This window comes from Burkholderia cepacia (assembly GCF_001718835.1).
Classification (GTDB): domain Bacteria; phylum Pseudomonadota; class Gammaproteobacteria; order Burkholderiales; family Burkholderiaceae; genus Burkholderia; species Burkholderia cepacia_F.
Genome location: NZ_CP013444.1, coordinates 3256074 through 3268791, shown reverse-complemented (window position 1 = coordinate 3268791; position 12718 = coordinate 3256074). Strand labels below are relative to the sequence as shown.

The 12718-nt window shown below is 61.0% G+C and carries 10 protein-coding genes and 2 pseudogenes; 8 read left to right on the top strand and 4 right to left on the bottom strand.

The genetic code is table 11. The features are described from left to right. Positions 1-73 precede the first annotated feature (73 nt). Both WT26_RS34340 and WT26_RS38750 read left to right on the top strand, forming a co-directional pair. A complete protein-coding gene (locus tag WT26_RS34340) occupies positions 74-1642 on the top strand; it encodes a thioredoxin family protein (protein WP_069275031.1) in 1569 nt (522 codons plus the stop codon). Between the two features lie 143 nt (positions 1643-1785). Then, positions 1786-2151 (top strand): 5-carboxymethyl-2-hydroxymuconate Delta-isomerase, encoded by a 366-nt coding sequence (locus WT26_RS38750; protein WP_069275030.1) that lies wholly within the window; start codon positions 1786-1788, stop codon positions 2149-2151. Positions 2152-2205: 54 nt separating this feature from the next. Here WT26_RS38750 and WT26_RS39225 read toward each other — a convergent pair. After that, a pseudogene (locus tag WT26_RS39225) lies at positions 2206-2652 on the bottom strand (phage late control D family protein); the annotation flags it as partial. Positions 2653-2923: 271 nt separating this feature from the next. Here WT26_RS39225 and WT26_RS34325 point away from each other — a divergent pair. After that, complete coding sequence (locus tag WT26_RS34325; protein WP_069271753.1) at positions 2924-3961, top strand: LysR family transcriptional regulator; 1038 nt, start codon at positions 2924-2926, stop codon at positions 3959-3961. A 42-nt stretch (positions 3962-4003) separates the two neighbouring features. On the opposite strand, the gene WT26_RS34320 is transcribed toward WT26_RS34325, so the two are convergent. Next, the gene (locus WT26_RS34320) at positions 4004-5272 is read right to left on the bottom strand and encodes an FAD-dependent monooxygenase (RefSeq protein WP_069271752.1); all 1269 of its coding nucleotides are present in this window, start codon (positions 5270-5272) and stop codon (positions 4004-4006) included. Between the two features lie 27 nt (positions 5273-5299). Then, positions 5300-6322: a methyltransferase gene (locus tag WT26_RS34315; RefSeq protein WP_155123289.1), complete on the bottom strand. Its 1023-nt coding sequence runs from the start codon at positions 6320-6322 to the stop codon at positions 5300-5302. Positions 6323-6730: 408 nt separating this feature from the next. Here WT26_RS34315 and WT26_RS34310 point away from each other — a divergent pair, with 408 nt between their 5' ends. From WT26_RS34310 to WT26_RS36910, 5 genes are all read left to right on the top strand, one after another. Beyond that, positions 6731-7615 (top strand): VOC family protein, encoded by an 885-nt coding sequence (locus WT26_RS34310; RefSeq protein WP_196222175.1) that lies wholly within the window; start codon positions 6731-6733, stop codon positions 7613-7615. A gap of 19 nt (positions 7616-7634) precedes the next feature. Further along, a complete protein-coding gene (locus WT26_RS34305) occupies positions 7635-8882 on the top strand; it encodes a PLP-dependent aminotransferase family protein (RefSeq protein ID WP_063901071.1) in 1248 nt (415 codons plus the stop codon). Continuing rightward, positions 8879-9199: an NIPSNAP family protein gene (locus tag WT26_RS34300; protein ID WP_059532507.1), complete on the top strand. Its 321-nt coding sequence runs from the start codon at positions 8879-8881 to the stop codon at positions 9197-9199. The genes WT26_RS34305 and WT26_RS34300 overlap by 4 nt, the downstream gene beginning before the upstream one ends. After that, the gene (locus WT26_RS34295) at positions 9199-10176 is read left to right on the top strand and encodes a DMT family transporter (protein WP_059532509.1); all 978 of its coding nucleotides are present in this window, start codon (positions 9199-9201) and stop codon (positions 10174-10176) included. The genes WT26_RS34300 and WT26_RS34295 overlap by 1 nt, the downstream gene beginning before the upstream one ends. A 90-nt stretch (positions 10177-10266) precedes the next feature. Next, the gene (locus tag WT26_RS36910) at positions 10267-10857 is read left to right on the top strand and encodes a 3-deoxy-7-phosphoheptulonate synthase (protein WP_080485806.1); all 591 of its coding nucleotides are present in this window, start codon (positions 10267-10269) and stop codon (positions 10855-10857) included. A 230-nt stretch (positions 10858-11087) separates the two neighbouring features. Here the strand turns inward: WT26_RS36910 and WT26_RS34290 are convergent. Continuing rightward, a pseudogene (locus tag WT26_RS34290) lies at positions 11088-12490 on the bottom strand (GntP family permease). Between the last annotated feature and the right edge of the window lie 228 nt (positions 12491-12718).

Sequence of the window (12718 nt, the reverse complement as noted above, 5' to 3'; positions counted from 1 at the left end):
GCGTCGATGCGCCGGCGTTCGAGAACGGAATGCCGCGCACGCGCGGCCGTCACGATCAACGGAGACCGCATCGATGCAAACCTCTCTTCGGAAACTGGCCGCCGCGTGGCTGCTCGCGACGGCAAGCGCGGCATACGCGGCCGACACGCCGCGCGAGCCGGTGCACGTGCCGCCCGGCATCGCGTGGCAGCACGGCGACGTCGACGCCGCTTTTGCGCTGGCGAAGCGCACCGGCAAGCCGCTGCTGCTCTACTGGGGTGCGGTGTGGTGCCCGTCGTGCAACCAGGTGAAATCGACGATCTTCAGCCAGCAGGCATTCAAGACCCGCTCGTCGTTTTTCGTGCCCGTGTATCTCGACGGCGATACCGAAAGCGCGCAGAAGCTCGGCGAGCGTTTCAAGGTGCACGGCTATCCGACGATGATCCTGTTCCGTCCCGACGGCACCGAAGTGACGCGGCTGCCGGGCGAAGCCGATCTCGATCGCTACATGCAGGCGCTGTCGCTCGGGATGACCGCCGCGCACCCGGTGCGGCAGACGCTCGCGACCGCGCTGAAGAACGGCGCGTCGCTGACGCCGGACGAATGGCGCCTGCTGGCCGACTATTCGTGGGATACCGACGGCGCGCTGCCGGTGCCGGCCGATCGCGTGGCCGAGACGCTGCAGTCGCTCGCGCAACGCGCGCGCGCGGCCGGCGCGACGGGCGATGCGCAGCGGCTCGAGCTGAAGTCCGTGGTGATCGCGGCGTCGGGCGATCCGGCGCAGGCCGGTGCGCTGGACAAGACGGCGGGCGCCGACGTGCTGCGCACGGTGCTGCGCGATGCCGCGCTGTCGCGCGCCAATGCCGACGTGCTGGTCGCCGCGCCCGCGCGTGTGGTCGCGTATCTCGGTGGCGGCGACGCGCAGCGCGCGAAATTGCGCGGTGCGTACGACGCGGCGCTCGCGCGGCTGTCGACCGACACCACGCTGTCGTCGATCGACCGGCTGATGGCGCTGCACGGCCGCGTGCTGCTCGCGCGCGGCGACGCACGCAAGGGCGCACCGCTCGATGCGCCAGCGCTCGTCGCGACGGTGCGCGGCCAAACGGCTGCGGCGATCCAGGGCGCGGCGAACGTCTATGAACGTCAGGCGCTGATCAGCGAGGCGGCCGACACGCTCACCGACGCCGGGCTGCTCGACGAATCCGATACGCTGCTGAAGGCCGAGTTGCCGCGCTCGTCCACGCCGTACTACTTCATGTCCGGGCTGGCCGCGAACGCGAAGGCGCGCGGCGACAAGGCCGCTGCGCTCGACTGGTACCGCAATGCCTACGACAGCGCGACGGGGACCGCGACGCGGCTGCGCTGGGGGGCGACCTATTTCGCGAATGCGGTCGAACTGGCGCCGGACGATTCGGCGCGCATCGAAGGGATCGCGGCGAGCGTGCTCGCGCAGGCCGACAAGACGCGGGACGCGTTCTACGGCGCGAACCTGCGTGCGCTGACGAAGGTGGTCGCGCAGCTGACGCGCTGGCGTAACGGCGGCGCGCACGATACGTCGGTCAGGTCGGTGGTGAAGCAATTCGACGGCGTATGCGGGAAGCTGCCGGCGGGCGACCCGCAGGCGGCCACGTGCGAGCGGCTGATTCAGCCGGTGAAGGCGTAGGGTTCGTCCGCGTGTGCGTTGGCATCTGCGTCGGCGTGCGATGCGGGCGCGTCGTATCCACGGGTAACATGGGCGTCTTTCCGTGCGCCGGACCGACATGATCGGTCCGGCGCGCCGGCGATTCCAACCACGACCATGACGCCATGCCCCACCTGACGCTCGAATATTCCGCGAACCTCGACGGGTTCGATGCCAACGCGACGCTTGTCGCGCTCAACGAAGCGCTCGCGGGTTCCGGGCATTTCATTGAACTCGACATCAAGAGCCGCGCGACCCGCTTCGACGATTTCGTCATCGGCACGGCGAGCGCGCCGCGCGCGTTCGCACACGCGAAACTCGCGATCCTGAGCGGCCGGTCCGCCGACGTGAAGCGCGCCCTGTCCGAGCGGGTGTTGTCGGTATTGGCGCAATGCTGCCGCGCGCCGTCCGGAACGCATCTGCAGTTGAGCGTGGAAATACTCGACCTCGAGCGCGAGACTTACGCGAAGGCGATCGTCGAGCCGCGTTGACCGGGGTGTGGGGCGTGAGGCAGGAGGGAACAGCAGGGTGCGACTTTCGCCCGCCGGCAGAGTGTTGCGGATGTACCAGTTTGTCTCGACGACCGCGCACTTGCGGTCCTCGGCACTATCCCGGTCGTGCTCAGGGTGGTCCAACAGCGCGAACCAGCGTCCCACGTCAACGCCGGGCAGGCTGCCTACGCCGTAGAATCGCTTCGCGCACGATTCCCATTCCTCAAGCTTCAGCTTCGTAAGCTGGTCGCCGCGGTCATCCTCCAGATCGGTGTATGGTCCGGTGTACTCATAGACTTCGGCCTGCTGAGTCCAGAGTGTGACCGGCTGCGCGATGACTGACTTCAGCTCGAGCGAATCCTGCAGCGAAACAACATCGACGACACTCTCAAAATTGTCACCCAGCCGAGCAGTGCCTACCACGATGTGCGGTAGCAACACATTCGGTCCTGCGCTCTCATTTTTTTCCTTGTACCGGCTTCCCTCAAAGCCGAGTAAGATTACCTAGTGAATACCCTATATAAGCAATAAAAGCGGTTTGACTGGTCATCATTAACAGGCAGGCGGTTCAACAACGTCCAAGCATTGCTCACGTTCAGAGTGCAATCGAGGTGAAAGTCGGCGATTGGTTCGCGGAGGGGAGCCTTCGCGTGTCACGAACTGAAGCGCAGGATAAGGGCGAGACACTTCGAGTAGATGGCAAACCGCAAACACAAAAGTCGGACAGGCCCATCGCGAAGGTTCTGATTCGTTTCCGAGAAAACGGAGAAATATGATGCGGCCAGATGTTGACCAGCTCGCGGCTTTTGTTGCAGTCGTGGAATTGGGCAGTTTTTCGAAAGCGGCAAACCACCTATCAGTCTCTAAGTCCATTATCAGTCGGCGAATAGCGCTGCTCGAAGAGGAGCTCGGCGTGCGCTTGTTGAGCCGCTCGACGCACTATGTCACGCCGACTGCGCTGGGTAACACCTTCAACGAACGTGCGCGACGGATTCTGCATGACATAGACGACACAGTCGGCTTTCTGAAAGGCGCAATCTCCGAAGTATCGGGAGTGGTTCGCATTACGTCGCCGACCACGTTCGGTACGCTGTATCTGAATCCTGCTGTTCGTGACCTGATGACGCGTTACCCACAGCTTGAAATTGCGCTAGACCTGAGCGACCGTGCGGGTGACCCGTTTACGGATGGAGCGGATTTCGCCATTCGCATTGGTATTCTGAAGGACTCGACACTCGTCTCGCGGTTCTTTAAGCCGGTACGGCAGGTACTCGTCTGCAGCCCGACCTATGCTGAGCGCCGCAGCTTGCCCACATCGCCACGCGACATCTTCAAGCACGAATGCCTTGTCTATCAGGACCCGTACTGTCCGGCGCAATGGCGATTCATGGTCGATGGTGTGTGGGAAAGTGCCAAGCCGGCCGGTCGCCTGCGTACGAATAACCCGTCTGCAGCCGTAGAGGCTGCAGAGGCCGGGCTCGGTCTTGCCGTTGTGCCCATGTTCACAGCGAGTAGTGCAATCGACTGTGGCGCGCTTATCCAAGTGCTGCCCCAGTATCCCCTTGAGGAACTGGGCCTGCACGCCGTCTTTCCGCCAAACCCCATGCTGCCAGCCAAGGTGCGCACGGTCGTTGATTTTCTTGCCGCGCGGTGGCGCAAGCCGCTTCCGGAGCCCAAGCCAGCGGCGCCCGACAACAAGCAGGCGGAAGGCGGAGCAAACGGCAAGGACGGGCACCATCAAACGATAAATGGCACGCATTCCATCTTGGTCAGCGCGCCGTTGAAGGAAGGGGCGGGCGTGTCGACCTAAGGCATGCCCCAGCTCGGTGCCCGTCCTTCTGTTTCACGACCATTACCAGCTCATTACGGTTGCGGCCGGCACGCTGTCTAGAAGGACGTCTTTAATGGCCCCTGTGACCCGCGCATAGCGACTTAGCAGCGACATTCTTTCGTCACTGGTCATTACGTCATCGATTTCTTGGAACCGAAGCCCGCCGCTACGATGCTCCACAACATCGAGAATCGCGTCGGGCGCACACTCCCGATTAAGAAGCACAACATCTCGCGTCGCAGGCAGCCGCTGTCGCTCATAGTCCAACAGTGCCTGCTCGATGGCCCCGTTCGCAGCCAAACACTCGGCGAGTGTATTCGCATCCAGAATGGCCTGACACGCGCCATTGGAACCGAACGGATACATCGGGTGCGCCGCATCGCCGAGCAGCGTGATGCGCCCACGACTCCAGAAGGGCAACGGGTCCTTGTCGACCATCGGGTAGCGCAGAATGCGTGCCGTCTGATGTACTAGACTGGGGGCGTCCAGCTCAGGGATACCCCACTCTCTGTCTACCCACGCAAGTTCGGTTGCGTCGCCGTGCGCACTCCAATCCTGCCGTGACATGTTGGCGACTCGCTTTTCTGCAACCCAATTGACGAGCCGCTCGTCTTCGCCGCTTGTCGGGTCAAGCGGATAGATAACCAACTTGCCTGCGTCCAGCGAGCCCGCCAGAATCATTGCAGTCCCACCGAGAAACGATGGCGCGCGTCCGACACCTCGCCACATCGTGACGCCAGAATATCGTGGCAAGTCACTTCCTGCATGCAGTAGCGCCCGGACGCGCGAATGAATGCCATCGCACCCTACCAGCGCACGGACTGTCCGCTGCTGTCGGCTTCCGTCCACGTGCCCCGTGACAACACTGACACCTGCCTGCGTTTCGTCTGCGTGCAGACACCGAACGCCAAGCTCCAGCCGCGCATCCCCCAATCGGGCCCGCACAGCATCGAGCAGCATGGACTGAAGTCGCGCCCGATGAATCGCATACTGCGGATGGTCAAAACCCGCTTGCCGACCCCGCGGCTGCACGTGAATCAACTGCCCATGCCGACTGAAGAAGCGCAACTCGCTGATAGGAGCTGCACGCGCCGCCAATGCACTGCTTAGTCCGAGCCTGTCCAACACGTCGACAGCGTGTGGCTGTAGATTGATTCCTGCGCCGATTTCCTCAAGGCTCGAAGCGGCCTCAATAATCCGACATGCAACCCCTTCATTGTGCAGAGCGAGCGCCAGCGTCAATCCGCCAACTCCGGCCCCAACAATCAAGACTTCCGTCCTGTTGTCCATTTGACAGCCCTTGTGGTTGGTGATTGGTCATGCGCTGACGCCTTCCACAACTCCCATCAGCCGGCTTTCGGGATAGTGGCTTGTCTTGTATTTCCAGCCCGCAGCGGCAAGCAGCGAGGCATACTCGTCTTCCGTCCGCTCGCGACCGGACCCCCAGCACATCATGTGAATGTCGTAAAGCTTTGAGAAATGCGGGTCACGTGGCCCCTGCACAATGTGCTCGACGATGAAGATTCGGCCTGGCCCAGTTGCATTTTCTCTCAGGTTCTTCAATATCGTTATGCATTCCTCATCATCCCAGTCGTGAAGAATCATCTTGAGACTGTATGCGTCGGCCTTCGGCACTGACTGGAACATGTCGCCACCAATATACGAACAACGGTTCTGCACTTGCAGGCGTGATGACCAGGTTCCTTCTCCTTTCCGCACGACTGCCGGCATGTCGAAAACTATTCCGGTCAGATGGTCGTATTTTTCGAGAATCGAGCAGAGCAGGTGGCCTTCTCCACCTGCGACATCGCACCAGATGTTCACATCTGAGAGGTCCACCGAGGCAAGCGCCTCTAGTGCAAGTGCGGATTGCACACCGGAGAAGCTCGACATCGCTGAGCGAAAGATGTTCGCATAGGCCTCGTTGTCGTGCGCATATTCGAAGGCGCTCTTCCCGTATTCGAGCACGAACCCGTTCTGCCGGCCGTTCCTTACCATGTCCGCGAGGTGCGTCCAGATGGCGTAATGCTCGGGCCCTTCCTCGAGCAACGTCATGTAGAGAAGTGACCCAGGCGAGTTCGATTGCAGCAGTGCGCCATGCGAAGTCAGCCGGAAACCACCCGACTCCGATTCCTCAAGCATGTTTATCGCGCCCAGCGCGCGCATGAGGCGATACAGCAGCGGGCCGTTAAGCCCGGCCTCTTTGGCGACCTCTTCTGCAGTGCGCCGGTGTTCAGTATCGAGCCGGTCGAAGATTCCGAGCGTCGCTCCAGCGTACAAGACCTGACTGCGCCAGCGGCCAAAGATAAGCGATGTGACGTGTTCGACATCCTTGTTCACTGTGCTACCTCCTTGCGAAAACATCCTGGGTTGAATTGCTCTGCGTTTTGCCCCGCCTCGCTGCGGTTCGACTATAGCCGTGACAAATCGCGACGAGGGAGCACTAATTCACCGACATTCGTGTTGCTGAAAATCGAACAGGTTACGAGCCGAACAGGGCGATGTTGGACCGACTCCACGTCAGGAACATATGCGGGGAAAGCGTTACCAGCCCGAGCGACGGTGTTCGACATAAGTGAACACCCTTTTGCTCGATAGATGACTACCAGTTACAAGCGTCCATTCGTATAGTCAATTTTCGTTGGTGAAGCAGTTAGCGAAACAGATTCCGAGCCCAACACCCCATACCCCCTTTAACCCAGAGGCAAGAGAGAAATGACACATCTAATCAATCAGATGGGACACGTCATGCTTGAAACGCCGGACCTGCATGCAAGCGTGCATGAAGCTGTCAACCTCCTTGGCCTACGCGTCACGATGCAGGACGAGGAGAAAGCCATCTTGACCTCGAACACAAGGAGAGGCGAGTTGACGTACATAAAATCGTCACGCGCAGCCATCCGCTCGTTTGGTCTGGAAGCCATCGACGAAGCTGCATGTGAGCAGGCGCTGGCTCGCGTCAAGGGGGCCGGTTTCGAAATCATCCGCGACAGACCTCACGCACCGGGTGCGGCACACGGTTTCGTGTTCCGCTCGCCCTCCGAGCATGCTATCGAGATACACACTGCCGTGCCTCGAGACCAGCCGGCCGATTACCCGACCATTGGTATCCGACCCAAGCGTCTCGACCACGTGACCATCATGGCCGCCAACCCTCGCGCCATGCAGGACATGCTTTCCGAACTGTTTGGCATGCAGCTCTCAGATACGGTCGACAATGAAGAATTCGTCTTCATGCGCTCCGCCAACCTCTATCACCACACGATCGCCATCGCCAAGGGGCGCCCCGGACTGCACCATGTCGCTTTCGAAGCGCTACACATGGTGGACTTGATGCGTGTGGGGGACCACCTCAAGCAGTTGGGGCGCAATCTTGCTTGGGGGCCCGGCCATCATGGCGCGAATGCGCAAAGCTATTTCACGTATCACAAGGACGTCATTGGCTGCATCATCGAATACTCGTATGGCATGGCTCGTATCGACAACGAGGCTGTCTACGAACCGGGCGTCTGGCCCTCGAGTCCTGCACCTGGGGAAGATTGGCTCAATCTTTGGGGCGCTCCGCCCTCCGAGATGTTTGTTACAGGCGGCGTCCCGGTCATGGAAGAGGAAGCGGTCGCGGATCTGACCTGAAACGTTGCGAGGCGCCATCATGTCCTTTAACTGGCAAGACTCTTTTTCAGACAGCGCCAATCAGATGGCGCCAGCACCGACCTTTCTTGCTCTAGCATCACGTCCTGACGTCATCTCGTTCGCCGGCGGAGTCCCCGACCCTGCCGTATTCCCTGCACGCGCGTTGCAGAGTGCATACAGGGAAATTCTTGCTGACCCAACGGCACGTAACCTGGCACTGCAGTACGCACCGAGCGTCGGGCTGCCTGCGTTACGGGAACTTATCGCGGAACAGATGGCCGCGCGTAGTATTGCCGTGACAGCCGACGACATCATCGTCACAAGCGGTGCTCAGCAGGCGCTCGACCTGGTCGGCAAGCTGCTCATCAATCCCGGTGACAGGGTGGCCGTCACTGCGCCAACATTTTTCGCGGCACTTGATACATTCAATGCCTATCGTCCGACGTTCGAGAGCATTCCTTTCAGCTCGGCAGGGTTGGACCTTGAGCGCACCGTGGCAGTAATCCGGTCGAAACCTCGCTTTGTCTATGTGATATCTGATTTTCAGAATCCGACCGGTCTCTCGCTTAGCCTCGATGACAGGGAATATCTGCTTACATTGTGCGCAGAGAACGGGGTACCAATCCTCGAAGATGCTGCGTACGACGCCCTGCGCTATTCGGGAGAGGCCGTCCCTGCCATCGCCGCGCTCGCGCAACGGAGGGGCCTTGGCTCGCTGGTCATTTACGTCAACACGTTTTCCAAGACCATCTCGCCAGGCCTTCGCGTTGGTTGGCTCGCCGCAGACCCGGTCGCTATCAAGAAGCTCGCGGCACTGAAGCTATCCACTGATGTGCATACGAGCGTGCTTAACCAGATGGCAGCGCTCCGCGTTATCGATTGCGGATTTGCTCAACACGTCAGGAACATTTGTGAAACTTACAGTGTTCGGTGCTCTGCGATGCTGGCCTCCCTTCAAGCTCACATGCCGTCGGGTGTCACCTGGACTCGCCCCCAAGGCGGACTGTTCGTGTGGGTCGACGCGGGGCCGGGTGTCGATATGAGTGCAGCCTTCTCAACCGCTGTGGAGGACTACGCCGTCGCCTATGTTCCCGGCCAGATGTCCTTCGCAAGTGGCGATGCTCGTCAAACGTGCCGATTGAGCTTCGCGACGGCCAGCCCAGAACGTATCGAAATGGGTATTCGCGCACTGGGCAATCTTGTCGCGCAGATTCGCGAATCCGGCAACCAATCGTTCGCCGCCGACGGAGTGGAGAGCTCCATATGATTATCGAACTTCGAACATACAAACTGAAAGTGGGCGCGCTCGAACAGTATGTGCGCCTCTATCGCGAGCACGGCTACGCGTTGCAGTCCCGAGCCCTTGGCGAGCCGCTCGGCTGGTACACGGTTGACGGGGGCATCCTGAGCACGGTCATTAGCCTATGGCGGTATGACAGCCACGAAGACCGCGCACAAAAGCGTGCAAACCTCGCGGCAAACCAGGATTGGCAGGCCTACCTGCGTGAAGTATCTCCGCTTTTCGAGGCAATGAACAACCAGTTTCTTGTTCCGATACAACTGGGGGCGGAGGCTCGCACCTAATGATTGGCGGCATACTCGCGGGCCTCGCCACTGGCGCGCTCTGGGGGCTGACGTTTGTGGCGCCCAGGGCAGTAGCCCCTTTCTCAGCCATTGACCTCGCAATCGCGCGGTATCTGGTTTTCGGCGTCGCTTCCATTGCGCTGATGCTCTGGCCTGCATTCCGGCCGCGAGGCATCGGCTTGAAGCCTTCACTTGTCGCCATCTTGCTGGGCTCGGTGGGATATATCGGCTACTTTCTCGCAGCGTCATTTGCAGTGCGTTATGCGGGCGCGACAGTACCACCGCTCGTCATAGGCCTTCTACCAGTGGCGCTCGCCATCATTGGCAACTGGACAAACGCTGACGTGCGATGGTCCCGGCTGATTGTGCCGCTCGCGATGATTTGTGCGGGCGTGTTACTCATCAATGTCCGCGCGGTGCTCAGTGCAGACCAACTGGTCGAACGCAACAACGTACTGCTCGGCGTCCTTTGCGCGTACATCGCGCTAGCCATCTGGATAGCATACGGCGTTATCAACGCGAAGGCTCTTCGCGCCGCAGGGGGGCCAAGCCCACTTGTGTGGACAGGACTGCAGGGCATGGGCTCCGGTCTCGGCACCCTGCCTCTGTTCGTGGTCGCGTCACTCGGCACTCCGTCGATGCTCTTTAACCAAGATGCCACTGCTGGACAATGGGCTGTTTTTCTCGGATGGGCCGTTGTCATGGGCATCGCAGGCTCATGGGTAGCAACATGGTGCTGGTCTATAGCGTCACGCAAGCTACCCCTTTCATTGTCTGCGCAGCTCATCGTCGCTGAGACCGTCTTTGGGCTTGCATATGGCTTCATCTACGAGCATCGCTGGCCGGCCCTTGCAGAGTGGACAGGTATCGCACTGCAGATGGTAGGTGTTGCCGTTGCCATTGCAGTGTTCACATCAAGGCCCACGATTGCACCTGACGCTCGCCTTGAGAAGAGCATCGGCGGCAATCGCACATAACACATTACAGTCCAGAGGCGTATCGACCGTTTTCGTGACGGTCGGCAATTGTGCCATTCCAGTTGACCACGAAGACACGAGGGCCGAAATATGACTAGCGCGTTACCTACGCAGGGCCATACTGCACTGGCAATTCCAACCCCGCTCCAGATGCGAAACGAGTTGCCGGGCACGGCACAGGCACATGCGCTGATAGCAGAATCCCGCTGCGCGATACGACAGATTATTCGGCAACAGAGCGACCGACTGCTTGTCGTGGTGGGGCCATGCTCCATACACGATACGCGTGCGGCGCTAGCGTACGCAGACCGCCTCGTGTCGGTTCGCAATGAGCTTTCGGGCGAACTCGAAATCGTCATGCGGGCATACTTCGAAAAGCCGCGAACACGTACTGGTTGGAAGGGGTTGCTGTACGACCCGCTTATCGACGATAGCGGTGATATCGAGGGAGGCATCCGAGCAGCACGTGACTTGCTGGTGAGACTGACAGGGATGGGAATGCCTGTCGCGACCGAGTTCTTGAGTCCAGTCGCGGCACACTATCTTGCTGACCTCGTGAGTTGGGGCGCGATTGGCGCGCGCACGACCGAGTCGCAGAAGCGATGTCGAGACGTGTGCCCCTCGCGTAAGAGATACGGTGGAGCTGCTCGCAAGGCGGTGACCAAAGGACTATCCGGCTGACGCAATCGAATGGCTATGTAGCCTCAAGTGTGTTGCATCGACGGGTTGAATCCGCATCGAATAGGTGCTTCAGGCACCACAACACATATTGTGTTGTGGTGCCGCAACATGGGGAATTTTAGAGTTCGGTCAATCTTACTGTGCAACGGGGTGTCTTTGGAACACCAAAGTTTGATTTCAAACTCAAACTAACCCGTTGTCAGCAGAACCGGCCGAAGGCGGCGTCGCGCTTACACGAGACCCGTCGCGTAGTACACGGCGATCACGAAGAACACCGCGAGGGTCTTGATGATCGTGACCGCGAAGATGTCGCGATACGACTCGCGGTGCGTGAGGCCCGTGACCGCGAGCAGCGTGATCACCGCGCCGTTGTGCGGCAGCGTGTCCATGCCGCCGCTCGCCATCGCGACGACCCGGTGCAGCACGTCCAGCGGGATATTGGCGGCCTGCGCGCCCTTGATGAACAGGTCCGACATCGCGGCGAGCGCGATGCTCATGCCGCCCGACGCCGAGCCCGTGATGCCGGCGAGCGAGCTGACCGACACGGCCGCGTTGACGAGCGGGTTCGGGATGCTCTTCAGGGCATCGCTGACGACGAGGAAGCCCGGCAGCGCGGCGATCACGCCGCCGAAGCCGTATTCCGACGCGGTGTTCATCGCGGCGAGCAGCGCGCCGGCGACGGCGGCCTTCGAGCCGGCCGCGAAGCGCCCGCTGACGCGTTTGAACGCGGTCAGCACGACCAGCACGATGCCGAGCAGCAGCGCAGCCTCGACCGACCAGATCGCGACGACGGTCTTGATCGACGTCGTGACCGGCGCGTGCACGCCGGGCAGCACTTCCGGCGCGACCGTGTACGACGCGGCGCCGTACCACTGCGGAATCAGCTTCGTGAACGCGAAGTTCGACACGCCGACGAGGATCAGCGGCAGGATCGCGAGGCGGGATTCGGCAGCGACTTCGCCTCGACGCGCTCCGGTTCGTTGACGAGCGACGTGCCGTAGCCTTCACCCTTTGCCATCGCCGAACGGCGGCGCCATTCGAGATACGTGAGGCCGACGACGATGATGAACAGCGAGCCGATCGTGCCGAGCGCGGGCGCGGCCCAGGCGGTCGTCTTGAAGAACGTGGTCGGGATGATGTTCTGGATCTGCGGCGTGCCCGGCAGCGAATCCATCGTGAACGAGAACGCGCCGAGCGCGATCGCGCCGGGCATCAGCCGTTTCGGGATGTTGCTCTGGCGATAGAGTTCGGCCGCGAACGGATAGACCGCGAACACCACGACGAACAGCGACACACCGCCATAGGTGAGCAGCGCGCACACCGCAACGATCACCGCATTCGCACGTGAGCGGCCGATGTAGCGGATCGCCGCGTGGACGATCGACTCGGAGAACCCGGAGAGTTCGATCACCTTGCCGAACACCGCGCCGAGCATGAACACCGGGAAATACAGTTTGACGAATCCGACCATCTTCTCCATGAAGATGCCGGAGAAGACCGGTGCGACGGCGGCGGGTTCGGTCAGGAGCACCGCGCCGAGCGCGGCGATCGGCGCGAACAGGATCACGCTGTAGCCGCGATACGCGGCGAACATCAGGAACGCCAGCGCGGCGAGGACGATCACGAAAGACAAGGGAGTCTCCTAATGGCTTTGGTTGTTGTTCGATCGCGCGACGCGCCGCGGACCGGCTCAGGTTCGTGCAGGTTTCGTGCCATCGGCCGGATAGCGCCGCCGGACAGGGATCCGCCGGGGACCGGCGGGCCCGCGCCGGCCAATCTTCAGGCGATTCTACATAAATCGTCTCTGCGTGGAGACGAATTTCCCGTCCGGATGGCCCGGACATGCTTGCCGAACGTGAGT

Excerpts from the sequence above, each read along its gene's own strand:
- WT26_RS34340 (WP_069275031.1), top strand. The coding sequence starts at position 74 with ATGCAAACCTCTCTTCGGAAACTGGCCGCCGCGTGGCTGCTCGCGACG.
- WT26_RS38750 (WP_069275030.1), top strand. The coding sequence starts at position 1,786 with ATGCCCCACCTGACGCTCGAATATTCCGCGAACCTCGACGGGTTCGAT.
- WT26_RS34325 (WP_069271753.1), top strand. The coding sequence starts at position 2,924 with ATGATGCGGCCAGATGTTGACCAGCTCGCGGCTTTTGTTGCAGTCGTG.
- WT26_RS34320 (WP_069271752.1), bottom strand. The coding sequence starts at position 5,272 with ATGGACAACAGGACGGAAGTCTTGATTGTTGGGGCCGGAGTTGGCGGA.
- WT26_RS34310 (WP_196222175.1), top strand. The coding sequence starts at position 6,731 with ATGCTTGAAACGCCGGACCTGCATGCAAGCGTGCATGAAGCTGTCAAC.
- WT26_RS34305 (WP_063901071.1), top strand. The coding sequence starts at position 7,635 with ATGTCCTTTAACTGGCAAGACTCTTTTTCAGACAGCGCCAATCAGATG.
- WT26_RS34300 (WP_059532507.1), top strand. The coding sequence starts at position 8,879 with ATGATTATCGAACTTCGAACATACAAACTGAAAGTGGGCGCGCTCGAA.
- WT26_RS34295 (WP_059532509.1), top strand. The coding sequence starts at position 9,199 with ATGATTGGCGGCATACTCGCGGGCCTCGCCACTGGCGCGCTCTGGGGG.
- WT26_RS36910 (WP_080485806.1), top strand. The coding sequence starts at position 10,267 with ATGACTAGCGCGTTACCTACGCAGGGCCATACTGCACTGGCAATTCCA.